The sequence below is a fragment of the Demequina gelatinilytica genome, from assembly GCF_000971115.1.
Taxonomy (GTDB): Bacteria; Actinomycetota; Actinomycetes; order Actinomycetales; family Demequinaceae; genus Demequina; species Demequina gelatinilytica.
In genome coordinates, this window is the sequence record NZ_BBLV01000002.1 from 112,940 (window position 1) to 134,577 (window position 21,638).

Annotated in this window: 23 protein-coding genes; 4 read left to right on the forward strand and 19 right to left on the reverse strand. The window is 72.4% G+C overall.

Annotated features, from left to right (window positions below; translation table 11 throughout):
- Positions 1–10: 10 nt before the first annotated feature.
- Positions 11–250, forward strand: a complete 240-nt coding sequence (locus tag AOM00_RS01895) for a thioredoxin family protein (protein WP_062516181.1) — start codon at positions 11–13, stop codon at positions 248–250.
- Between the two features lie 29 nt (positions 251–279).
- Here AOM00_RS01895 and AOM00_RS01900 read toward each other — a convergent pair whose 3' ends face one another.
- Positions 280–1,347, reverse strand: coding sequence for a lactonase family protein (locus AOM00_RS01900; protein ID WP_062516182.1), 1,068 nt, complete (start codon positions 1,345–1,347; stop codon positions 280–282).
- On the reverse strand, positions 1,344–1,667 hold the full coding sequence (locus AOM00_RS01905; protein WP_062516183.1) for a histone-like nucleoid-structuring protein Lsr2: 324 nt from the start codon (positions 1,665–1,667) through the stop codon (positions 1,344–1,346). Before AOM00_RS01905 ends, AOM00_RS01900 begins: the two co-directional genes overlap by 4 nt.
- 267 nt (positions 1,668–1,934) lie before the next feature.
- Between AOM00_RS01905 and AOM00_RS01910 the strand changes: the two genes are divergently transcribed.
- Positions 1,935–2,123 carry a hypothetical protein gene (locus AOM00_RS01910; protein ID WP_062516184.1) on the forward strand — a complete coding sequence of 63 codons (189 nt, stop codon included), beginning with the start codon at positions 1,935–1,937 and terminating at the stop codon, positions 2,121–2,123.
- 19 nt (positions 2,124–2,142) lie between these two features.
- Here AOM00_RS01910 and AOM00_RS01915 read toward each other — a convergent pair whose 3' ends face one another.
- The 3 genes from AOM00_RS01915 to nadC all read right to left on the reverse strand — a co-directional run bounded on the left by AOM00_RS01915 (position 2,143) and on the right by nadC (position 4,919).
- The gene (locus AOM00_RS01915; RefSeq protein WP_062516185.1) at positions 2,143–2,334 is read right to left on the reverse strand and encodes a hypothetical protein; all 192 of its coding nucleotides are present in this window, start codon (positions 2,332–2,334) and stop codon (positions 2,143–2,145) included.
- A gap of 1 nt (position 2,335) precedes the next feature.
- Positions 2,336–3,799, reverse strand: a complete 1,464-nt coding sequence (gene lysS / locus AOM00_RS01920; protein WP_082096450.1) for a lysine--tRNA ligase — start codon at positions 3,797–3,799, stop codon at positions 2,336–2,338.
- A 178-nt stretch (positions 3,800–3,977) separates the two neighbouring features.
- Complete coding sequence (gene nadC, locus AOM00_RS01925) at positions 3,978–4,919, reverse strand: carboxylating nicotinate-nucleotide diphosphorylase (RefSeq protein ID WP_062516187.1); 942 nt, start codon at positions 4,917–4,919, stop codon at positions 3,978–3,980.
- A gap of 105 nt (positions 4,920–5,024) precedes the next feature.
- Here nadC and AOM00_RS01930 point away from each other — a divergent pair, with 105 nt between their 5' ends.
- Both AOM00_RS01930 and AOM00_RS01935 read left to right on the forward strand, forming a co-directional pair.
- Positions 5,025–5,285, forward strand: coding sequence for a metal-sensitive transcriptional regulator (locus AOM00_RS01930; protein WP_062304715.1), 261 nt, complete (start codon positions 5,025–5,027; stop codon positions 5,283–5,285).
- Positions 5,286–5,436: 151 nt separating this feature from the next.
- A complete protein-coding gene (locus AOM00_RS01935; RefSeq protein ID WP_062516188.1) occupies positions 5,437–7,119 on the forward strand; it encodes an FAD-dependent oxidoreductase in 1,683 nt (560 codons plus the stop codon).
- Positions 7,120–7,254: 135 nt separating this feature from the next.
- Here the strand turns inward: AOM00_RS01935 and AOM00_RS01940 are convergent, their stop codons facing one another.
- The 14 genes from AOM00_RS01940 to hpt all read right to left on the reverse strand — a co-directional run bounded on the left by AOM00_RS01940 (position 7,255) and on the right by hpt (position 21,627).
- On the reverse strand, positions 7,255–8,949 hold the full coding sequence (locus AOM00_RS01940) for an L-aspartate oxidase (RefSeq protein WP_062516189.1): 1,695 nt from the start codon (positions 8,947–8,949) through the stop codon (positions 7,255–7,257).
- Positions 8,950–9,097: 148 nt separating this feature from the next.
- Complete coding sequence (panD, locus tag AOM00_RS01945; protein WP_062516190.1) at positions 9,098–9,571, reverse strand: aspartate 1-decarboxylase; 474 nt, start codon at positions 9,569–9,571, stop codon at positions 9,098–9,100.
- 135 nt (positions 9,572–9,706) lie between these two features.
- Positions 9,707–10,567: a pantoate--beta-alanine ligase gene (panC, locus tag AOM00_RS01950; RefSeq protein WP_062516191.1), complete on the reverse strand. Its 861-nt coding sequence runs from the start codon at positions 10,565–10,567 to the stop codon at positions 9,707–9,709.
- Positions 10,567–11,496, reverse strand: a complete 930-nt coding sequence (locus tag AOM00_RS01955) for a Rossmann-like and DUF2520 domain-containing protein (protein WP_062516192.1) — start codon at positions 11,494–11,496, stop codon at positions 10,567–10,569. Before AOM00_RS01955 ends, panC begins: the two co-directional genes overlap by 1 nt.
- Positions 11,489–13,135: a PH domain-containing protein gene (locus tag AOM00_RS01960; protein WP_062516193.1), complete on the reverse strand. Its 1,647-nt coding sequence runs from the start codon at positions 13,133–13,135 to the stop codon at positions 11,489–11,491. Before AOM00_RS01960 ends, AOM00_RS01955 begins: the two co-directional genes overlap by 8 nt.
- On the reverse strand, positions 13,132–13,614 hold the full coding sequence (locus tag AOM00_RS01965; protein WP_062516194.1) for a PH domain-containing protein: 483 nt from the start codon (positions 13,612–13,614) through the stop codon (positions 13,132–13,134). The genes AOM00_RS01960 and AOM00_RS01965 overlap by 4 nt, the downstream gene beginning before the upstream one ends.
- Positions 13,611–14,747, reverse strand: a complete 1,137-nt coding sequence (locus AOM00_RS01970) for a glycosyltransferase (protein WP_062516195.1) — start codon at positions 14,745–14,747, stop codon at positions 13,611–13,613. Before AOM00_RS01970 ends, AOM00_RS01965 begins: the two co-directional genes overlap by 4 nt.
- A 122-nt stretch (positions 14,748–14,869) precedes the next feature.
- Positions 14,870–15,337, reverse strand: a complete 468-nt coding sequence (locus AOM00_RS01975) for a DUF3180 domain-containing protein (RefSeq protein ID WP_062516196.1) — start codon at positions 15,335–15,337, stop codon at positions 14,870–14,872.
- Between the two features lie 34 nt (positions 15,338–15,371).
- Positions 15,372–16,406: a 2-amino-4-hydroxy-6-hydroxymethyldihydropteridine diphosphokinase gene (gene folK, locus AOM00_RS01980; protein ID WP_062516197.1), complete on the reverse strand. Its 1,035-nt coding sequence runs from the start codon at positions 16,404–16,406 to the stop codon at positions 15,372–15,374.
- Positions 16,403–17,230: a dihydropteroate synthase gene (gene folP, locus AOM00_RS01985; protein WP_062516198.1), complete on the reverse strand. Its 828-nt coding sequence runs from the start codon at positions 17,228–17,230 to the stop codon at positions 16,403–16,405. Before folP ends, folK begins: the two co-directional genes overlap by 4 nt.
- 13 nt (positions 17,231–17,243) lie before the next feature.
- Positions 17,244–17,810: a GTP cyclohydrolase I FolE gene (gene folE, locus AOM00_RS01990; protein ID WP_228373375.1), complete on the reverse strand. Its 567-nt coding sequence runs from the start codon at positions 17,808–17,810 to the stop codon at positions 17,244–17,246.
- 2 nt (positions 17,811–17,812) lie between these two features.
- The gene (gene ftsH, locus AOM00_RS01995) at positions 17,813–19,864 is read right to left on the reverse strand and encodes an ATP-dependent zinc metalloprotease FtsH (protein WP_082096424.1); all 2,052 of its coding nucleotides are present in this window, start codon (positions 19,862–19,864) and stop codon (positions 17,813–17,815) included.
- A gap of 174 nt (positions 19,865–20,038) precedes the next feature.
- The gene (locus AOM00_RS02000) at positions 20,039–20,878 is read right to left on the reverse strand and encodes a type IV toxin-antitoxin system AbiEi family antitoxin domain-containing protein (protein WP_062516200.1); all 840 of its coding nucleotides are present in this window, start codon (positions 20,876–20,878) and stop codon (positions 20,039–20,041) included.
- Positions 20,879–21,087: 209 nt separating this feature from the next.
- A complete protein-coding gene (hpt, locus tag AOM00_RS02005; RefSeq protein ID WP_062516309.1) occupies positions 21,088–21,627 on the reverse strand; it encodes a hypoxanthine phosphoribosyltransferase in 540 nt (179 codons plus the stop codon).
- Positions 21,628–21,638: the final 11 nt, after the last annotated feature.

A 21,638-nucleotide genomic window follows, 5' to 3' on the forward strand; every position in this document is an offset into this window, starting at 1 on the left:
GGACAACGCCATGCACATCAAGATCCTGGGCCCCGGCTGCACCAACTGCGCGAACCTCGAGCGCGTCACGCGCGAGGCCGCCGCGGAGCTGGGCCTCGACGCCACCTTCGAGAAGGTCACCGACTACGGCGCGATCGCCGGCTACGGCGTCATGCGCACGCCCGGCCTGGTGGTCGACGAGGCGCTGCTCATGTCGGGCCGCGTCCCCACCGCATCGGCCGTCAAGGAGCTGCTCGCGCCGCTCGCCTGATCCGGGCGGATACCTGGGCGGAAGAGCGGTCAGACCTCGATGACGCAGGCCGGGCTCGCGACCTCGCCCACCGCATGCGGCAGGTCGACGACCTCGCCCACCCCCAGCTCGGGCGGCATCCCGATGACGTCGGCGAGCGCGTACGACCGCACCCGGTGCCCACGCTCCTCCCCCACCACGAGCCTGTCGCCCAGCGCCGCGAAGTACCGCGGCCAGTGCCCGGCGTCGAAGGCGCCGCGGTAGGCGAGCTCGCCCTCGGGAGCGACGTCGAAGATCGAGATCACGTCCGCGCCGCGCACGGACACGAGCAGCACGTCGCCCGTGTGCCCGCGCGTGAGCGCGACGTGCGCGTCCTGGAGCTCCGCGCTGCGGGGCGGGGCCAGGGTGGAGGGCCGCTCGGCGATGACCTCCGCGGTGGACGATGCACCGTCCCAGCGGAGCGTCCGCACCTGGTGGTCCAGCTCGCACGTGACGTACAGCAGGCTGCCCCGCACCGCGAGGTGGCGCGGTCCGGCACCGGGCGGCAGCACGGCGGCGATGCCGTCCGGCTCGAGCAGGCCGTCGTCGAGGATCCGGTAGCGGCGCAGCTGGTCGGTGCCGAGGTCCGCGACGAGCACATGCCGCCCGCCCGGCGCGAGCGCCGCCGAGTGCGCGTGCGGCGCCTCTTGGCGGTCGGCGTTCGGCCCCGAGCCGGCGTGCCCCAGCAGCTGGGCGGGAGCATCCCCCACCGGCAGCCCGTCCTGGTCGAGCGGGACCACAGCGAGGTGCCCGCTCGAGTAGTGGCTCACGTACAGCGTCCGCGCGTCGACCGACAGGAGCAGGTGGCAAGCATCAGCACCTCCGGTCACCAGACGGGTGACGAGGCGCGGGGCCGCAGGGCGGCTCACGTCGAGCACGGCGACCTCGCTCGCGGGCAGCTCGCATGCCGCGTAGACGAGCGGCAGCGTCGGGTGCGCGATCAGGAAGGAGGGCGCGGGCAGCGCGAGCACCTGCTCCGAGGCGACCGACTCAGGGGTGGCGGACCGCCAGATGCCTTCCCCGAGCCCGGCCGGGGTGCCGAGCCCCGCGACCGGGTAGGTGCCCCAGAGGAGCGTCACTGCGCGGCGTCGTAGGCCTCGCGGACCTTCGACGGGATGCGCCCGCGCTCGGGGACGTCGACGCCGTTCTCCTTCGCCCATGCGCGGACGGCGGCGGGCGCGGGTCCCGATCCGGACTTGCGCGCACGGGCGGGAGCCTTGCGCGTCGCCGTGCGACGGCCGGCAGCGATCCACGGCGCGAGCGCGTCACGGAGCTTCTGAGCGTTGCCCTCGGTGAGGTCGATCTCGTAGGACGACCCGTCGAGGGAGAACGACACGGTCTCGGATGCGGCGGTGCCGTCGATGTCGTCGACCAGGACCACCTGAACCTTCTGCGCCACAGCAGTTCCCTTCCTCAGCATGTGCCCCTGATATTCGCATTCGGGACACGTGCGCGTCAATTGCGCTCCAGGCGATTATCGGGTCGAGTTTCGGAGGCGAATCCGCGGCATTTCCCAAAATGCGGCGACGGACGCCGATAATCGCGGCGCGCCCGCACGCGAACGGCGCGGGATCACAGCGTTCGGCCAGGTCGTTGCCTTACGCGCATCGCCCCGGTAGCGTGCGGAGCCGGGCCATTCCGGGGCCACGCATCTGACGGAGGGTGAATGCTGACCGAGCTGCGCGCCGCGAGCGCCCTGAGCCTTATCGCGGCGATCTCCGTCGCGTTCTCCCAGATCCCTGCGCTCGAAGGTGTCGCGGCGGCGCTGTGGCTCCTGTCCTTCGCGTGCGTGGTCGGCGCCGGGGTGCTCGCCTACGCCGCGGAGAACCAGGCTCCTCGGCACTCGGCTCGCTGAGCCGAGGCCCGCCCGAGCCTCAGGCCTGCGCGGGGCTCCCCGGCTGCGCCGACCGGGGCGCCTCGCCCGCCTCGTCCCCCGCCTCGGCAGCAGCGAGCGCCGCGCGCTCGTTGCGATCCGCACGGATCACCGCGCGCATCACGTACCAGAACAGCGCACCCACGCCGATCGACGGGATGACACCCACCAGCACCTGCTGCCAGATCGGCATGTCAGTCCTCCGTGGGCTTCACGAGCGGGAACAGGATGGTCTCGCGGATGCCCAGGCCCGTGAGCGCCATGAGCAGGCGGTCGATGCCCATGCCCATGCCGCCGCTCGGGGGCATCGCGTACTCCATCGCGGTGAGGAAGTCCTCGTCGAGCCTCATCGCCTCGTCGTCGCCCTGCGCCGCCATGCGCGCCTGCTGCTCGAAGCGCTCGCGCTGGATGACGGGATCGACCAGCTCCGAGTACGCGGTCGCGAGCTCGAAGCCGCGGACGTAGAGGTCCCACTTCTCGACTACGCCGTCCTTGGTGCGGTGGTCGCGCGTCAGCGGCGAGGTCTCGACCGGGAAGTCGCGCACGAACGTGGGCTCGTGCAGCGTGTCGCCCAGGTGGTGCTCCCACAGCTCCTCGACCAGCTTGCCGTGGTTGACGCGCTTGGGGTCGACGGAGACCTCGAAGCGGTCGCACAGCGCCTGGAGCGCCGCGACCGAGGTCTCGGGGGTGATCTCCTCGCCGATCGCCTCGGACAGCGAGTCGTACATGGAGATGGTGCGCCACTCGCCGGAGAGGTCGTACTCCGAGCCGTCCGCGAGCGTGACCACCTGCGTGCCGAAGATGTCGTCCGCGGCGCCCTGCACCAGGCTCTGGGTGAGCTCGGCCATGGTGTCGTAGCTGCCGTACGCCTCGTAGGCCTCGAGCATCGAGAACTCGGGGCTGTGCGAGCTGTCCGCGCCCTCGTTGCGGAAGTTGCGGTTGATCTCGAAGACCTTCTCGATGCCGCCCACGGCCGCGCGCTTGAGGAAGAGCTCGGGCGCGATGCGCATGTAGAGGTCGATGTCGTACGCGTTCATGTGCGTGACGAACGGGCGGGCCGCGGCACCGCCGGGCTGCGTCTGGAGCATCGGGGTCTCGACCTCGATGAAGCCGCGGCCGTGCAGGCTCTCGCGGAGGCTGCGGTTGAGCTTCGCGCGGTTGCGGACCGTGTCGCGCGCGGTGGGACGCGCGATGAGGTCGACGTAGCGCTGGCGCACGCGGGTGTCCTCCGCGAGCTCCTTGTGGAGCGTGGGCAGCGGACGCAGCGACTTGGCCGCGATGGCCCACTCGGAGGCGAACACGGAGACCTCGCCGCGGCGCGACTTGATGGCGCGGCCCTTGGCGAACAGGTGGTCGCCCAGGTCGACGGTGCTCTTGAAGGCGGCAAGGGACTCCTCGCCGACCTCCGCGAGCGAGAGCATGATCTGGAGACGCTCGCCCTGGCCGTCCTGGATGGACGCGAAGCACAGCTTGCCGGTGTTGCGGATGAAGACCACGCGGCCGGCGACACCGACCACGTCCTGCGTCTCCTCGCCGTCCTCGAGCCCCGCGTACGCGGCCTTGACCTCGGCGATCTCGTGGGTGCGGTCCACCGTGACCGGGTACGCCTCGCCGCCCTCAGCGATGAGGCGGTCGCGCTTCTCGCGACGCACGCGCATCTGCTCAGGGATGTCGTCGGTGGTCTCGGGGGCGGGCGCGGTCTGCTCAGTCACGCGGACGATTCTACGTGCCGCCTCTCCCCCTGACAGTCAGGACGGAGTTCGCGACGACACACCGGGGATTCGGGGCCGGAAGACCCGACACGCCGCGGAACCGGGACCAACTCCGTTGGGAATGTCAGGGCGCCGGGGGCGCGGCGAGGTCGAGGCCCAGGTCCACGATCGGGCTCGAGTGCGTGAGCGCGCCGACCGACATGAAGTCCACGCCCGTCGCGGCCACGTCGCGCACGTTCGCGAGCGTGAGGCCGCCCGTCGCCTCGAGCCAGACCTTGCCGGTGCCGTCCTCGCCGGCGCGCACCGCCTCCACCAGCGCGCGCATCGTCTCCGGCGGCATGTTGTCGAGCATGAGGAACCGCGCACCGGCCGCGATCGCCTCGCGCGCCTGCACCGCGTCCTCGACCTCGACCTGCACGGGCACGTCGGGGTAGGCGTCGCCGATGCGCGCGATCGCCGCCGCGACCGAGCCGGCCGCGACGATGTGGTTGTCCTTGACCATCGCGCAGTCGAACAGGCCCATGCGCTTGTTGACGCCGCCGCCCACGCGCACCGCGTACTTCTCGATCTCGCGCAGGCCCGGGGTGGTCTTGCGCGTGTCGAGCACGTACGCGGCGGTGCCGTCGAGCGCATCGGCCCACCGGCGCGTGTGCGTCGCGACGCCGGAGGCACGGGACATCAGGTTGAGCAGCGTGCGCTCGGCGATGAGGACCACATGGCCCGGGCCCTCGAGCCTCGCGATGACCGCGCCCGCGGCGAGCCGGTCGCCGTCCGCGGCCTCGAGCACGATGCCTGGCACAGGGAGGTCGTGGCGCGCGGCGACCTGGCGCATCGTCTCCTCGATCGCCTCGACCCCCGCGAGCACGCACGCCTCGCGCGCCGCGACCACGCCGGAGACGCGAGCGTCGGACGGGATGGTCGACTGCGTGGTGACGTCGCGGCCGGGATATCCGCCCAGGTCCTCGTCGAGGGAGAGGCGCACGATGCGCGCCAGGGCCTCGCGGTCGAGCGGCGCCGGGGCGGTGGCCGCGAGCGCGACCTCCTCAGGGTGCGGGGTGCGGGTCATGCGCCCATCGTGGCATGCACGGGACCCTGGGCCTCGTGGGCATATACCCCCGAGGGGTATGCTGAGGGGACGCCGAGAGCACCTGGGAGGACTGCCATGGCCGAGATCCACCTGAGCCCCGAGGACATGGACCCCGTGGTCAAGCGCCTGCGCCGCGCGCACGGCCAGCTGGCCGGGGTGCTGAAGATGATCGAGGACGGCCGCGAGTGCGCCGACGTGGTGACGCAGCTCGCCGCGGTGTCCAAGGCGATCGACCGCGCCGGCTTCACCATGATCGCGACCGGCCTCGAGCAGTGCGTGCGCTCCGACGAGGACACCGCGGAGGCCAAGGAGCGCCTCCAGAAGATGTTCATGTCGCTCGCCTGAGATCCGCGCCGCGGCGTCGCCAGGCGTAGCCTGGAACGGCGCCCCACCAGGCGCATCGTCCCCGTCAGGAAACCCTCGGGACCAAGGTCGGAATATACCCCCCGGGGTATCTGTTAGCCTGGTTCACGAACTTTCGACGGAAGGACATCGCATGCGCATCCTGGTGATCGGTGGAGTGGCGGGCGGCATGAGCGCCGCGGCCCGGGCACGCCGGCTCAACGAGCAGGCCGAGATCATCGTGTTCGAGAAGGGCAAGTACGTCTCCTTCGCGAACTGCGGGCTCCCGTACCACGTGGGCGGCGAGATCGAGCAGGACTCGTACCTGCTGCTCCACTCCCCCGCCTCGCTCAAGGCGGAGCTCGACCTCGACGTCCGCATCGAGCACGAGGTCATCAGCATCGACCGCGAGGCGCAGACCGTCCTGGTCGCGACCCCGGCCGGCACCGAGACCTTCGAGTACGACGCGCTCGTGCTCTCCCCCGGCGCGGACGCCATCGTCCCGCCCATCCCCGGCGTCGACCTCCCGCAGGTCACTCACCTGCGCACCGTCGACGAGGCGCGCGAGCTCGCCGCCCGCACGGCGACCGCCAAACGCGCCGTCGTCATGGGCGCCGGCTTCATCGGCCTCGAGACGGCCGAGGCGTTCCGCCACCGCGGCCTCGAGGTCACGCTCGTCGAGCTCGCGCCTCAGGTGCTCCCGCCGCTCGCGCCCGAGATGAGCGCGCTCGTGGAGAAGGAGCTGCGCGCGCACGGCGTCGACGTCCGCACCGGCGTCGCCGCGACGGGGATCCGCGAGGGCGGGGACGATGCGGCGGTCACCGTGACGCTCGGCGACGGCACGGAGGTAGCCGCCGACATCGTCGTGATGTCGGTGGGCGTGAGGCCCAACACCGCGCTCGCCGCCGAGGCCGGCCTCGAGCTGACCGACCGCGGCGCGATCCTGGTCGACTCGCTGCAGCAGACGTCCGACCCGCACATCTGGGCCGCCGGCGACGCGATCGCCGTGCGCCACGGCGTCACCGGCCAGGTGGGCCCCGTGCCGCTCGCCGGACCGGCGAACCGCCAGGGCCGCCGCGCCGCGGACTCGATCATGGGCCGCGTCGACCAGGCGCAGCCCGTGCTGGGCACCGCCATCGTGCGCGCCTTCGGGCTCACCGCTGCCATGACGGGCGCCTCGCCCCGCATGCTCGACGCGGCCGGCATCGAGTACTTCGTGGTCCACACCCACCCGGGCAACCACGCCGGCTACTACCCCGGCTCGCAGATCCTGCACCTCATGGGCGTGTTCTCACCCGAGGGCAAGCTGCTCGGCGCGCAGGCCGTGGGCCCCGACGGCGCCGACAAGCGCATCGATGTGCTCGCGACCGCGCTGCGCGCCGGCATGGACGTCGACGACATCGCGGAGCTCGAGCTCGCGTACGCGCCGCCGTTCGGCTCGGCGAAGGACCCGGTCAACATGCTCGGCTTCCTCGCGCAGAACGTGGTCAACGGCACCACCAAGGTGTGGCGCTTCCAGGACCTCGACTGGGCGCGCGAGAACGCGCTGCTCATCGACGTCCGCTCGGAGCGCGAGTACGCGATGGGCCACCTTCCCGAGGCGCTCAACCTCCCGCACACGCACATCCGTGAGTACATCGAGGGCGTCAAGCAGATGGCTGCCGGCCGTCCGGTGCGCGTGCTGTGCGCCTCGGGCGTCCGCTCCTACTACGCGCACCGCGTGCTCGCGCAGCACGGCCTCGACTCCGCGACGCTCGACGGCGGCATGTTCACGCTGGTCGAGGCGGTCCCGGGTCTCGAGCTCGCGACGGGGGCGTTCCAGCCGGCGAACGCCTGACCCTCCGCGACAGCCCGACAGCGGCAACGGATCTCGAACCGACACGCCGCATCGTCCCCCCTGGGGGCGGTGCGGCGTCGGCGTGTCGGGACCAGCTCCGTTGCGCCTGTCGGGGCGGGGCGGGCGACCGCGCCGCTACTCGCCCAGCTCGAGCGGCGCCTTCGCGAACACCAGCGTGCCGTCGGGATCCAGCCGAGCCGCGAGACGCACCGCCCACTCGTCATCGGTCGCCGGGAAGTCGGACCGCTGATGCCCGCCGCGCGACTCCTCGCGCCGCAGCGCCGCCTCGCACAGCACCGACGCCGTCGCGACGATGTTCGTGGCCTCCCACTCCGCCACCTGCGGCATCACGGTGGTGACCGGCTCGGTGTGGAACCGCGCACGGATGCGATCCAGCCGCGCGACGGCGTCGTCGAGCCCGTCGCCGTCGCGGACCGGCCCTGCGCCCTCGTGCGCGATCGCCTGGACGCGCGGGCGCATCGTCGCCGGGACCAGGGCGGACTCCCCCACCCGCTCGACGGGTTCGAGCTGCGGGAGCACGCCGTCCGCGACCATCGCGGCGGCGTCGCGCGCCGCCCGGCGGGCGAACACGAGCCCCTCGAGCAGGGAGTTCGACGCGAGGCGGTTGGCACCGTGGACCCCGGTGCAGGCCGCCTCGCCGATCGCGTAGAGGCCCTTCTGGGTCGACCGTCCGGAGAGGTCGGTGAGGATGCCGCCCGAGTGGAAGTGCTGCGCCGGCGCGACCGGGATGAGGTCGTTGGCCATGTCGAGGCCGTGCTCCTTGAGCGACGCCCAGATCGACGGGAAGCGCTTCTTGAGGAAGCCCCGCTCGAGGTGGCGGCAGTCGAGGAAGACCGAGTCCGACTCCTCCTCGCGCATCACGTCGACGATGTTGCGGCTCACCACGTCGCGGGGCGCGAGCTCGGCGAGCTCGTGGCGACCGACCATGAACCGCTCGCCCGCGCCGTTGAGCAGGTAGGCGCCCTCCCCGCGGACCGCCTCGGAGATGAGGGGGAGCTGGCCGCGCGCATTCGCACCCTGCCACAGCACGGTGGGGTGGAACTGCACGAACTCGACGTCCGCCACCGCCGCACCGGCGCGCAGCGCCGCCGCGAGGCCGTCTCCCGTGGAGGATGCGGGATTGGTCGACGAGCGGAACACCTGACCGATGCCGCCTGTCGCGAACACCACGGCCTTGGCGAGCGCCGCCCCCACGCCGTCGCGCGATCCCTCGCCGATCACGTGGATGGTCGCGCCGCAGACCGGGCCGGGACGGCCGTCGGCGTCGGGAGCGCCCGTGAGCAGGTCGACCACCATGGCGTGCTCGATGACCTCGATGCCGGGGTCGTTGCGGATGGCCTCGAGCTGCTCGACCAGCGCGCGGGAGACCTCCGCGCCGGTCGCATCGCCTCCCGCGTGGACGATGCGGTCGCGGTGGTGGCCGCCCTCGCGCGTCAGGGTGAGGTCGCCGTTGGGGCCGGTGTCGAACTGCGCGCCGCGGCGCAGGAGCTTGCGGATGGAGTGCGGCCCCTCGGTCACCAGGACGCGCACGGCCTCCTCGGAGCACAGCCCCACCCCGGCGACGAGCGTGTCCTCGAGGTGCTCCTCGGGGGTGTCCTCCGGGTCCAGCGCCGCCGCGATGCCGCCCTGCGCCCACACGGTGGATCCCGAGCTCAGCAGGCCCTTGGTCACCACGAGCACGCGGTCCACCCGCTCACGCAGGTCCAGCGCGGTGGTGAGCCCGGCGATGCCGGACCCCACCACGATGACGTCGGTCTCGATGGTCCAGCCGGGCTGAGGCGCGGCAAGGCTGCGCACGAAGGCGGTCATGAGGGCCAGGCTACCGGCGACGATGCGGGACCCTCGCCGCGCCCCTCCCTCTCCGGACAGTCGCAACGGATCTCGGATCGACACGCCGCGTCAGCCGGCACGATGCGCCCGGACGGCCCGCGTGTCGCGGCGAGATCCGTTGCGGCTGTCAGGACGGGGAGGCGGGGTAGGCGTCCCAGCCCTGCGTGTGGAACCCGTGCACCGGCAGGCCCGAGGGCTCGAGCCCGGCGGCGTTGTCCGGGACCAGCCCGGGCTCGTCGGAGAGCTCGACCACGCGGTTGGCGCCGTCGACGAAGACCACATGCGGCTCGAAGGTCCGCGCCTCGGCATCGGCCAGCATGCCGTAACCGATGATGATCACCAGGTCGCCCTCGGTGATGAGGTGCGCGGCCGCGCCGTTGATGCACAGCACCCCCGAGCCGCGCTCACCCGGGATCGCGTACGTGGTGAGCCGCGCGCCGTTGGTGACGTCGACGATGTCCACCTGCTGCCCGGGCAGCAGATCCGCCGCCTCCATGAGGTCGACGTCGATGGTGACGGACCCCACGTAGTGGAGGTCCGCCTGGGTCACGGTGGCCCGGTGGATCTTGGAGATCATCATCGGGCGCTGAAGCGAGGTCATGAGAAGCCTTCTGACTCTGGACAGCACGAACGGAGTTCGCCGTGACACGCCGGGGATCGGGTCACTATGCGCCGGCCGGCCCGGCGTGTCGGGACCAGCTCCGTTGGGGCTGTCGGGCGGGGTGGGCGGTACGCGTCAGGCGAACCGCGTCACCAGGTTGTCGATGAGCCGGGTCTCGCCCACGCGGGCAGCGACGGCGAGCACCGCCTCTCCACGGTAGCCCTCGGGCACCACATCGGCGGTCACGGGATCCTGGAACTCGAGGTAATCGACGTCGACGTCCGGCTCGGAGGCGAGCACGGCACGCCCGACCGCGAGCGCGGCGGACACCCCCGCGCCCGACCTGACCGCCGCATCGGCCTCTCGCAGCGCCGCGGAGAGGGCGAGCGCGCGCTCCCGCTCGGCGGGCGACAGGAACACGTTGCGCGAGGACAGCGCGAGGCCGTCCTTGTCGCGCACGGTCGGCACGGCCACCACCTGGACGGGGAAGTTGAGGTCGCGGACCATGGTCCGCACGGCGATGACCTGCTGCGCATCCTTCTGCCCGAAGAACGCCAGGTCCGGCTGGGTGAGGTTGAGAAGCTTCGCCACCACGGTGAGCACGCCGTCGAAGTGGCCGGGACGATGCGCGCCCTCGAAGACCTCGCCGATCGCGCCCGCGGAGACCGTCACCACCGGCTCGCCGCCCGCGTAGACCTCCTCGACGGACGGCGCGAAGACCACGTCCACGCCGAGCGGTTCGAGCAGCGCGCAGTCCTCGTCGAGCGTGCGCGGGTACCGGTCGAGGTCGTCCGCATCGTCGAACTGGAGCGGGTTGACGAAGATGGTCACCACCACCTCGTCGGCGCCCTCGCGGGCCGCGCGCACCAGCGCCAGGTGGCCCTCATGCAGCGCACCCATGGTCATGACGACCGCCCGCGACGCGCGGTCCCCCGCACGCCTGGAGGGCCGCGTCGCGGCACCTCTGAGGTCGCTCGCCGTGTGGACGATGCGCATCAATCTCCCATTCCGTCGGTGCCGAGCGTCGCGATGAGGTCGGCGTACTGCGCGGGGCCGATGCGGCCGCCGCTGAGCGCCAGGTCTGCCGTGGCGCGCGCCATGGCACGATACGCGAAAAGCGCCTCGGGCTGCCCCTCGAGCGCCCGCAGGTGCGCCGCGACCGTGCCGGCGTCGCCGCGGACCACAGGCCCGGTCAGGGTGGAGACGGCGCCCGGGGCGTCGCGCAGGGCCCCGTCGACGGACGCGTGGATGAGCGGCCCGAGCACACGCGCGGGCTCCTCGATCCCGATGCGCGCGAGCACCCCGCTCGCCTGCGCGACGGCCGTGACCACGTGGTTCGCGCCGTGCACCAGCGCCGCGTGATAGAGCGGGCGGTCCCACTCCTCCACGACCACGGGCTCGCCGCCCATCTCCACCACGAGCGCCTGCGCGATCGGCAGCATGCCCGGAGGCGCGGTGACCGCGAACACGGCGTCGGTGAGCCGTGAACGGTCCATCGACGTGCCGGTGAAGGTCATCGCGGGGTGGATCGCGAGCGGCACGATCCCGGCGGCACCCGACTGCGCGAGCACGTCGATGCCGTGCCGGCCGGACGTGTGCACCACCAGCTGGCCGGGGCGCCACGCCTCGACCTTCGCAAGGCCCGCGGCCACGGGCGCGATCGCATCGTCCGGGACGGTGAGGAGCACCAGCTCGGCGGCGCGCACCACCTCGTCCGGGTCGGCCACCGGGACACCCGGCAGGAGCGCGTCGATGCGCGACAGCGTCGCATCCGAGACCCCGGATGCGGCGACGATCTCATGGCCGGCCTCGCGCAGCGCGGCCGCGAGCACCGCTCCCACGCGGCCCGCCCCCACCACGCCGATGCGCAGGCGCCCGGGCCGTCGCGTGTTGCCGTTGACCGCGTGTCCGCGGACGTCATCCATGCGGGTCTCCTTCGGGAGCGGAGGGAGCAGAGGAAGCTGAGGGGCCGGCGGGCGCCGCCGGCGCGAGCCCGACCGCGGTCATCCACTGCTCGGGGGTCTGGCGCCTCCGGCCCTCGCCGGCCCTCGCCGCCTGCGCGTCGAGCAGCGCGATCGCGTCGTCGAGGTCCAGGTGCGCCGCGACCGGCGTGACCGGCCCCGCGGTCGAGTGGACCTCGACGTTCGCGAGCCGCAGCGAGCGGCGCAGCGGGCCCTGGGTGAGCCCGAGCGACTGGGTGCGCTCGTGGGGGACGATCATGAGCTCGCGCGACCACCGTCCGCGCCGGATCAGCAGCGCACGCTCGGTGGCGCGCACGCCGCGGAACCGCCACTGGAAGGGGTCGAGGCGCCGCGCGCGCTCGGGGCTGGCGAGGAAGCCGCCCTCGGCCCCGGTGCCGTGGAGCGCGTAGCCCAAGGTGCCGTACGGGTCGGGCTCGCCCAGGTCGGGAAGCACCAGCCACACGGCGGTGAGGGCCTCCTCGCGCGTCGCGACCGGGTGCAGCACCGAGACCGCCTCGTCCGTGGCGCCGTAGCCGGCGACGTTGAGCGTGATGCGCCACCAGTCCTGGCCGCGCCACAGCAGCGGCTGGTGCAGGCGGATGGCCTGCACGCGTCCCGGCGGCACGGTCTGGCGGCGCGTCTCCATGAGGCCGTGGCGCAGACGCAGCCCGTCCGCGGACAGCGCCGCGGTGAAGCCGAAGCCCCCGTTGATGCGCGTCCAGAAGAAGCCGAGCAGCGCGCCCAGCGCACCGATGATCGCGAACAGGCTGGTACCGATCGCGGCGAGGACCCCGCCGAGCACGTCGATCTTCAGGAACACGGTCGCAAGGATCCCCGTGAGCGGCGCGAGCACCACGAACACCGCCGGGCCCGAGAAGAGCGTCGAGAGCACGAGCCGCCCGAACGGCACGCGGTACACCTCGCGCTCCTCCGCCGCCGCGACGGCCGTCCGCACGCGCTCGCGTCCCGTCAGCACGTCCTCGGGGCGCTCGAACGCGCGTGCCCGGTCGGCCGCGAGATCGCGGAGGGACGATGCCCCGGCACCACCCGCATCGTCCTCGCCCCCGGCGGGGGCGGGCGGCGCCTCGCCGGACCTGAGCCCGGCGGCGAGGTAGAGGATCTCGTTGCGCAGCGCCTCCGCGTCCCCGAGGCGCAGGAACTTGAGCTCGACGCTCGAGCCCTCGCCGCCCGCGACCTGGACCGAGAGCGCCGCGAAGCCGAACAGCCGCGCGAGCAGCGGCTGCACCACGTCGACGGCCTGGAGCCGGTCGAGCCGCGCCTGGCGCTGCTGCTGGGTGACGATGCCGTGGCGGAGGTAGACGGCATCGTCGCCGATGCGGAACTCGGTGCGCCGCCACTGCCACACCGAGATCGCGAGCGTCGCGGCGAAGCCGAGCGCGGCGGCGATGATGAGACCGAGCAGCGGGAACTGGTCGAAGAAGTCCCAGCCACCCTCGTCGCCGGCCACCCAGTCGGGCAGGCGCTGATGGATGACGTAGGCGAGGACGATGCCGAGCACGGCCCATCCGCCCAGCAGCGGCGATACCGCGTGCAGGCGCGTCCACTCGCGAGGGGCCCGGTAGACCGGGCCGTCGCTGGTCACAGCCCCGCCAGCCGTGCCTCGCCGCGTGTGGTGAGGCGGTCACGGAGGCGCGCGGCCTCCTCCGCGGGCACGCCCGCGATCGAGGCGTCCGTGCCGGGCGAGGCGGTGTGCAGCTGCACCGTGGCGATGCCGAGAGCCCGGTCCAGCGGGCCTGCCTTGACGTCGACGAACTGCATGCGGCCGTACGGCACCACGGTGACGGAGCGGAACATGCGTCCCTTGCGCACCAGGAGGTCGTCCTCCCCTTCCGCCCATGCATGCGCGGTGACCTGACGGACGATCACCCAGGCGACCCACGCGCCGATCGCCAGGACCGCGACGGACAGGAGCAGCAGCCACGGCTCGCCGACCGCGAGCGCGACCACCAGGCTCGCGAGCACCAGCAGCCCGAAGACGATCCCCGCCGGCACCAGCCGAGCGGTGATGAGCCTGCGGGAGACCGGGACCCACGGAGCAGCGGCGTTCTCGTACCAGCTCATGTCCTCAGTGTGCCAGGGGTGGCGGGCGCCCCGGCACCCGCGACGGCGGTCGCGTGGCGCACCAGCGCGTCCGCGAAGCCTTCGTAGTCGAAGCGCGCCGCGTTGCCCCGGGCACGCGCGCGTGCGGCGTCCCCCGTCAGGTGCGCCGCGACGGCGGGCCAGTCGACCGCATCGAGGTCGTCTCCGACGAACGTGCCCGCCGTCCCCGCGACCTCGCGGAAGACCGGCAGGTCCGCGCACAGCGCCGGCGTGCCATGCGCGTTCGCCTCGAGGATGGGCCACCCGAAGCCCTCGTGCCGCGAGGCCTGGATGAGGACGCTCGCGCCCGCGTACTCGTGCGACAGCGCGGCGTCCGAGACGTCGGTGACCGCGACCACCGCCGCCCGCTCCTCATCGTCCAGCAGGGCGCGCTCCTCCGGCGTGAGCGCCGGGCCCACCAAGCGCAGCCCCAGGCCCGCGAGGACGCCGTCGGCGCGCAGCCGCTGCCACACGCGGATCGCGTGGTCGCGGCGCTTGCGCCAGCCGACGGTGCTGACGATGAGCGCGTAGCCGGGGCCCGGCGCGGGCTCGTGGCTGGCGGTGCTCGCGGTGCTGGCGGCGCTCGCAAGCCGTCCGAGCTCCGGGGAGACGGGGTTGTGGAGCACCTGGGTCGCACGCGGCCGGACCAGCCGCCTGACGTCCCCCTCGGTCGCGGCGGACACGCATTCCACCAGATCCGCGCGCGCCAGACCGCGTCGCACCGCGCCTTGGTAGAGGCGCCCGCTCGCACGCGCCCGGTGCTCCTCGAGCTCGCCGAGCGCGGCGCGTACCGCCACGAGGTCGTGGCACGTCACCACCGTGCGCCGTCGCGCCAGGGGGCCCAGCAGCCACAGCGCGTTCGAGTGGTCGGCGAGATGCACCACATCGGTGTCGCCGGTGCATCCGAAGGCGATCGGCGGGAAGGCGACCAGGCACTCGACGTACACCGCGAGCTTGCGCAAGGGCCCTCGGCGGAGGCGATGGCTCACCAGCCGCGCGGGCTCGACGAGCCGGACGTCGGCACCCGCATGGCGGTACGCCGCCGCGAGCAGCGGACCGTAGCGGCGCATGCTCCAGCCGTCGTCCGGATGGTTCCCCAGCACCAGCACCCGCATGTCGCTCACGCCCCCAGCACAGGCGCGGCAGGGCCGCGCGCGAAGCGGGGACTGTTCCGATGATGCCCCAGCCAGGCACGATGCGCCTAGGCGAAGCCGCGGTTCGCGGCCGAACGCGGGTGTCAGGCCGGCGCCGAGCCGCCCTCGTTGTCGTCGTCGCGACCGTCCTTGCACCAGTGCTCCGCGATCAGCGCCGCGACGACGAGCACGAGCCCGCCGAGCACCGCCACGAAGGCGGAGATCGCGACCTCGCGCCGCGGCGCATGCGACCACTCGAGCGCGATCGCGAGGCCGTAGCCCGCGAAGGTGCCCGCGATGATGGATCCCGTGTACGCGCACGCCTGCGCGAGCACCGCGGTCCGCGCCGCGCGCAGCCCGCTGAGCCCCGGGTTCTTGCCGCGCCGGTACTGGCGCACCGCCCAGCCGAGCCACAGGACCAGCACCCCCACCAGACCCGCGACCACCAGCACCGTCCAGGGCACCGCGAGGGGCGTCGAGCCGGAGGCGACCGCCATGCGGGCGATCGCCCACGCCACCAGGCCCATGACGGCGGCGAGCACCACAAGGCGCGTGCGGCTCAGCGGGGTCATCGCGACCTCGCTGCGGCCCTGGCGCCCATGCCGCTCACGCCTGCGGGTTCGCGCTCTCCTGGGCCGCGGGCCAGCGCTCCGCCACCAGCTCGACGCCGTCGGTGCCGATCGCCGCGGCGAGGTCGCCGATGCGGCCCGCACCCGGGAGGTCGAAGTCGGGGGCGAGCGTCGCCCACGGCTGGAGCACGAAGGCCCGCTCGGAGGCGCGCGGATGCGGGACCACCAGGTCCTCGGTGTCGAGCGTCATCGCGTCGTACGCGAGCACGTCGATGTCGAGCGTGCGGGGGCCGTTCGCCTCGAGCCGCTCACGGCCGTGCAGGACCTCGACGCCCTGGCACGCGGCGAGCAGCGCGCGCGGAGCGAGCGAGGTCTCGACCGCGACCACGACGTTGAGGAAGTCGGCCTGCTCGGGCCCGCCCACCGGGCGGGTCCGGAAAAGCGAGGAGGCGCGCAGCACCTCGATGCCCGGGATGCGGTGCAGCTCCCACAGCGCCTCGCGGAACGAGGCGTCGACGTCGCCGATGTTGCCGCCCAGGCCCAGGAACGCGGTCACCGGCTGGAGGGGCTGAAGGTCCGCGGGGTCCCCGGTGCGCGGCCCGGGGGCGAACGGGTCGCCCGAGCCGCCCGCGGAGGAGCCGATGCGCTTGTCGGCCCACAGCGTGCCCGAGCGCAGATCGCGGCGGATCTTCACCATGACGTCGCGGAACTCGACATGCAGCGGGGCCTGCGGCTTGTGGACCGTGACGTCGACGGCCTGCACGCCGGGCATCTCGAGGATCGCGCGAGCGATGTGCTCGGCGACCGTCTCGAGCAGATCGGAGGGGTCGCCACCCAGCACCTCGGCGGTGCGGTCGGCGATCTCGGAGTAGTTGACGGTGCGGAGGAGGTCGTCCTTGTCGGCGGCGATGCGCGTGGACACGTGGGCCACCACATCGGCGAGGAACAGCTGCCCGGACTCCTTCTCCGGGGCGTACACCCCGTGGAAGCCCGTGACACGAATGCCCTGGACGATGATCTGGTCGAGCTCGATCCCGTCCTTGAGGTACGGGGTGATGGTCGGCGTCGTCATGGGGCCCATCCTTCCGGTCGACGCGCGTTCTCCCAAGCCGACACGACGCGCGTCGCGTCGACGGCCGCCGCAGCATCGTGCACGCGCACCGCCCATACGCCGTGCGCGGCCGCCAGGGCCGTCACCGCGGTGGTGGCGTGCTCGCGCGCCGTCGGATCGGCGGCGTCCACACCTGGCCGCGCGATCGCGGCACCGAGGAACCGCTTGCGGCTCGCGCCGACCAGCACACGGCGTCCGCGCGACCACGCCTCGAGGTTCGCCAGCAGCGGCCAGTTGGAGGCCGTCACCTTGGAGAAGCCCAGGCCGGGATCGAGCACGATGCGCTCCTCGCGGACGCCGGCCGCGACCAGGGCGTCGACGCGCGCGTCGAGCTCCCCCGCGACCTCGGCGACCACGTCCGCGTACGCGTCGAGGCTGTCCATCCGCGTCGAGTGGGCCCGCCAGTGCATCGCGACGTAGTCGACGTCGAGATCCGCGACCGTGGCGGCCATCGCCGGGTCCGCGAGCCCGCCGGAGACGTCGTTGACGATGCTCGCGCCGGCCTCGACGGCGGCGCGCGCCGTCGCGGCATGCATCGTGTCGATGCTGGTCGCGATCCCCGCCTGCGCGAGGGCACGGATCACCGGCACCACGCGGCGGCGCTCCTCCTCGGGAGGCACGGGATCCGCGCCCGGACGCGTCGACTCGCCGCCCACGTCGACCAGGTGCGCGCCGTCGTGCGCGAGCTGGACACCGCGTGCGATCGCCGCGTCGACCTCGGCGTACATCCCGCCGTCGCTGAAGCTGTCCGGCGTGACGTTGAGGATCCCCATGACGAGCGTCATGCGCGCCGACCCCCTACTTGCCGACGATGAGGCTCATCGCCTCGGCACGCGTCGCGGCGTCCCTCATGATGCCGCGCACCGCGCTCGTGACCGTGCGGGAGCCGGGCTTGCGGACGCCGCGCATCGACATGCACAGGTGCTCGGCCTCGACCACGACGATCACGCCGCGCGCGCCGAGCTCGTCCACCAGCGCATCGGCCACCTGCGTGGTGAGCCGCTCCTGCACCTGGGGTCGCTTGGCGTAGACGTCGACCAGGCGCGCGAGCTTGGAGAGCCCCGTGATCCGGCCGTCGGTGCCGGGGATGTAGGCGACATGCGCCACACCGTGGAACGGCACCAGATGGTGCTCGCACATCGAGTAGAGCTCGATGTCCTTGACCAGGATCATCTCCTCGTGGCCCAGCTCGAACACCGCGCTGAGCACGTCGGCGGGGTCCTCGTGGAGGCCCTTGAAGAACTCCTCGTACGCACGCGCCACCCGGCTGGGGGTGTCCTTGAGCCCGTCGCGGTCCGGGTCCTCACCGACGGCGGCCAGGATCTCCCTGACCGCGCTCTCGATCCGTGGCTTGTCGACCGGCACCGTCACTCGTCCTTCGGCTCGACCAGGTCGGGCGCGGGAACGGCGTCCTCGTCGATCTCGGGGTCGCGCGCGGGGTCCTCGCCCTGCGCCGCATCGTCCGCGGCGGCCTCCTTGGCGGGGACCTCGATCGCGCTGCCCTTGGCGATCGCGGGCGCGGCCTCGATCCAGTGCCCGGAGATCCACTCGTCGCGCGCCGCGATGCGGTGCACGTCGGCGAAGATCTCCGCGAGCTCGGTCTCGCCCAGCGTCTCCTTCTCCAGGAGCGCCTCGGCGAGCGCGTCCAGGATCGCACGGTTCTGGGTGAGCGCGAGCGTGGCCTCGGCCATGGCGTTGTCCATGAGCTCGCGGACCTCCTGGTCCACGGTGGACGCCACGGACTCGGAGAACTCGCGTCCGTGCCCCATGTCGCGGCCCAGGAAGACCTCGCCGGAGCTGCCCGTGAGACGCACCGAGCCGATGCGGGTCGACATGCCGTACTCGGTCACCATCTGCTTGGCGATCTCGGTGGCCTGCGAGATGTCGTTCGACGCACCCGTCGACGGGTCGCCGAACACGAGCTCCTCCGCGATCCGGCCGCCCATCGCGTACGCGAGGTTGTCGAGCAGCTGGTTGCGGGTCTTGGAGTACCGGTCCTCCTGCGGCATCACCATCGTGTAGCCGAGCGCACGACCGCGCGGAAGGATCGTCACCTTGGTGACGGGGTCGGTGTGGCGCATCGCGGCCGCCACGAGCGCGTGGCCGCCCTCGTGGTACGCGGTCACCCGCTTGTCGTGGTCGTTCATCACGCGCGTGCGCTTCTGCGGGCCCGCGATGACGCGGTCGATCGCCTCGTCCATCTCGGACGGGCCGATGAGCTGCTTCTCGCGGCGGGCCGTGAGCAGCGCGGCCTCGTTGAGCACGTTCGCGAGGTCCGCACCCGTGAAGCCGGGCGTGCGGCGCGCGAGCGCGTCCAGGTCGACCTCGGGCGAGATGGGCTTGCCCTTCGCGTGGACCTCGAGCACCTTGACGCGGCCCTTGAGGTCGGGCGCGTCGACGCCCACCTGACGGTCGAAGCGCCCGGGGCGCAGCAGCGCGGGGTCGAGGATGTCGGGGCGGTTGGTCGCCGCGATCATGATGATGTTGGTGTGGATGTCGAAGCCGTCCATCTCGACCAGCATCTGGTTGAGCGTCTGCTCGCGCTCGTCGTGGCCGCCGCCCAGGCCGGCGCCGCGGTGGCGGCCGACCGCGTCGATCTCGTCGACGAAGATGATCGCGGGGCTGTTCTTCTTGGCCTGCTCGAAGAGGTCGCGGACACGGCTCGCTCCGACGCCGACGAACATCTCGACGAAGTCGGATCCGGAGATCGAGAAGAACGGCACGCCCGCCTCACCCGCGACGGCGCGCGCGAGGAGGGTCTTGCCGGTGCCGGGAGGGCCGTACAGCAGGACGCCCTTGGGGATCTTGGCGCCCACGGCCTGGAACTTGGCGGGGTTCTCGAGGAACTCCTCGATCTCCTTGAGCTCCTCGACGGCCTCGTCCACGCCCGCGACGTCCTCGAACTTCACGGTCGGGGTGTCGGGCGTCACCATCGACGCCTTCGACTTGCCGAAGCTCATGAGGCGGCCGCCCCCGCCGCCCTGCATGTTCGACATGAGGAACCAGAACAGGCCGACGAGCAGCAGGATCGGGAGGAACGTGAACGCGATCGACGCCCAGATCGAGCTCTGCGGCACCTCGGAGTTGTAGCCCTGGGCGGGATCGGCGGCCTTGACGGCGGCGACGATCTCCTCGCCCTGCGGCGCGACGTAGAAGAACTCCACCTTGCCGCGGTAGTCCGCCCACTCCTCGGGCGTGCCCTCCGGGAAGTCCTCGGAGTCGATCAGGGTGATCTCGACGCGCTGGTCGCCGTCGACGATCTTGACCTGGTCCGCGACCTGCTGCTCGAGCATGTCGAGGCCGACCGAGGTGTCGACCTGCTGCGTGCGCGGCGACAGCAGCCCTGACACGACCCAGGCGACAAGCAGCGCCGCGGCGACATAGAAGATGATCAGGCGGATGTTGAGGACGTTCTTCATCGTGCCCCCGACTCTACGCGTTGGTTCAGACGGAACGTAAAGGTTTCGCTCACGGCTTGCCGTTCTCTGACAGCGGCAACGGAGTTGAGAACGACACACCGGAGTTCTGGGCCCATACCGGGCACAACGTCGGCGTGTCGAACCGAGTTCCGTTGCGGGTGTCACGGTGCCGGGTCAGCGGTTCGCCAGCCGCCACAAGGTCGCGCGCACGTCGGGCACGATCAGGTCGCGGTTCCACACGACGTCGTCGTACGTGTAGCGCAGCTCAGCACGTCCCCAGGTGGTCGCGGCGCGACCACGATCGCGGTCCCTCCTGAACTGCGGCTTATCGCGGTGGTAGCTGAAGCCGTCGCACTCGACCACGACCACTCCCCCGACCACGAAGTCGACCCGTCCCACCCCCTCGAGCTCGACCTGGGTCCTCACGTCGAGGCCCGCGTCGCGCATCGTCACCCGCGCCAGCGTCTCCGTGGGCGACTCGGACGAGAGGTCCAGCCGCGCGAGAAGCCAGGCCCGGCGCTCCTCGCTGCAGATCCTGAACCGCTCGATCACATCGGGCGCGGCCTTCTCACCGCGGATCGCACCCTCGATCGCTGCGAGGTGCTCAGCAGGCGGCAGGCAACGGGACGCCAGGTCGAGCGCGATGGGAACCTCGCGCATCCGCTCCAGCGGGTACCGGGTGGTCCGGTGGATCGCCACCCGATCGAGCGGCCTGGCACCGAGGTTGGAGAGGCTCCGCGAGTCCGGCACCGCGATGTGGGCGATCATCGGTGCAGGCAGCACGGGCACGTCGTTGGCCGCCAGCACGCTCACGCACGCGGGCTCGCCGCGGAAGATCACGGCATCGACCTCTTCGTACGGCGCCTGCGGCAGCGCGAAGCAGCCACGATGCGGGCGGACCACCGTGCCCTCGGTCACCGCATGGAGCAGCGCGCCGCGCGACACCCCGGCATCCGCGAGATCGGTCCACCGCGCGGCGCCGCCGGCCATGAGAAGGGCGCGCACCGGATCCATGGATGGGACGGTCGCGCGCGGCGCTCCACGGCGCGACGCAGCGATCTCGATCGGGGGAGGACGCGCGGGCGCACGGGGGCCGTGGACCTCACGCCGTCCACCCGTGACAGCGGCAACGGATCTCAGACCGACACGCCGACGATCCTCAGCGAAACCCGCCCGACACGCCGCGCACCCGGGACTCGGTCCGTTGCGACTGTCAGGGCGGGTTACTTGTCGCCGTAGACCTCGGGCTTGAGCACCGCCACGAACGGCAGCGTGCGGTAGTCCTCCGCGAAGTCGAGTCCGTAGCCGACCACGAACTGGTTCGGGATGTCGAAGCCCAGGTACTTGACGGGCACGTCCACCACGGCGGCCGCGGGCTTGCGCAGCAGCGCGGCGACCTCGACCGAGGCCGCGCCGCGCGAGCGCAGGTTGCCGGTGAGCCACGACAGCGTGACGCCGGTGTCGATGATGTCCTCGACGATCAGGACGTGGCGGCCCGTGAGGTCCGCGTCGAGGTCCTTGAGGATGCGCACCACGCCCGAGGACTTGGTGCCCGAGCCGTAGGAGGACACCGCCATCCAGTCCATCTGCACGGCCGGCGGCATGCGCCGCGCGAGGTCCGCCATGACCATGACCGCACCCTTGAGGACGCCCACGAGCAGCAGGTCCTTGTCCGCGTAGTCGGCGCGGATCTCCGCCGCCATCTCGTCGAGCTTGCGCCCGATCGCGTTCTCGCTCACGAGCACCTCGGAGAAGTCGCTCATGTCGTACTGGA

Bases quoted from the DNA above. Each gene is read 5' to 3' on its own strand.
- panC (WP_062516191.1), bottom strand. From the start codon at position 10,567: ATGCGCATCGTCCACACGGCGAGCGACCTCAGAGGTGCCGCGACGCGG.
- AOM00_RS01940 (WP_062516189.1), bottom strand. From the start codon at position 8,949: ATGACCGCCTTCGTGCGCAGCCTTGCCGCGCCTCAGCCCGGCTGGACC.
- panD (WP_062516190.1), bottom strand. From the start codon at position 9,571: ATGACCTCGCTTCAGCGCCCGATGATGATCTCCAAGATCCACCGGGCC.
- AOM00_RS01965 (WP_062516194.1), bottom strand. From the start codon at position 13,614: ATGAGCTGGTACGAGAACGCCGCTGCTCCGTGGGTCCCGGTCTCCCGC.
- AOM00_RS01935 (WP_062516188.1), top strand. From the start codon at position 5,437: ATGCGCATCCTGGTGATCGGTGGAGTGGCGGGCGGCATGAGCGCCGCG.
- hpt (WP_062516309.1), bottom strand. From the start codon at position 21,627: ATGAGCGACTTCTCCGAGGTGCTCGTGAGCGAGAACGCGATCGGGCGC.
- AOM00_RS02000 (WP_062516200.1), bottom strand. From the start codon at position 20,878: ATGGATCCGGTGCGCGCCCTTCTCATGGCCGGCGGCGCCGCGCGGTGG.
- AOM00_RS01895 (WP_062516181.1), top strand. From the start codon at position 11: ATGCACATCAAGATCCTGGGCCCCGGCTGCACCAACTGCGCGAACCTC.
- AOM00_RS01910 (WP_062516184.1), top strand. From the start codon at position 1,935: ATGCTGACCGAGCTGCGCGCCGCGAGCGCCCTGAGCCTTATCGCGGCG.
- AOM00_RS01915 (WP_062516185.1), bottom strand. From the start codon at position 2,334: ATGCCGATCTGGCAGCAGGTGCTGGTGGGTGTCATCCCGTCGATCGGC.
- lysS (WP_082096450.1), bottom strand. From the start codon at position 3,799: ATGCGCGTGCGTCGCGAGAAGCGCGACCGCCTCATCGCTGAGGGCGGC.
- folK (WP_062516197.1), bottom strand. From the start codon at position 16,406: ATGACGACGCCGACCATCACCCCGTACCTCAAGGACGGGATCGAGCTC.
- AOM00_RS01955 (WP_062516192.1), bottom strand. From the start codon at position 11,496: ATGGATGACGTCCGCGGACACGCGGTCAACGGCAACACGCGACGGCCC.
- AOM00_RS01970 (WP_062516195.1), bottom strand. From the start codon at position 14,747: ATGCGGGTGCTGGTGCTGGGGAACCATCCGGACGACGGCTGGAGCATG.
- ftsH (WP_082096424.1), bottom strand. From the start codon at position 19,864: ATGAAGAACGTCCTCAACATCCGCCTGATCATCTTCTATGTCGCCGCG.
- AOM00_RS01975 (WP_062516196.1), bottom strand. From the start codon at position 15,337: ATGACCCCGCTGAGCCGCACGCGCCTTGTGGTGCTCGCCGCCGTCATG.
- folP (WP_062516198.1), bottom strand. From the start codon at position 17,230: ATGACGCTCGTCATGGGGATCCTCAACGTCACGCCGGACAGCTTCAGC.
- nadC (WP_062516187.1), bottom strand. From the start codon at position 4,919: ATGACCCGCACCCCGCACCCTGAGGAGGTCGCGCTCGCGGCCACCGCC.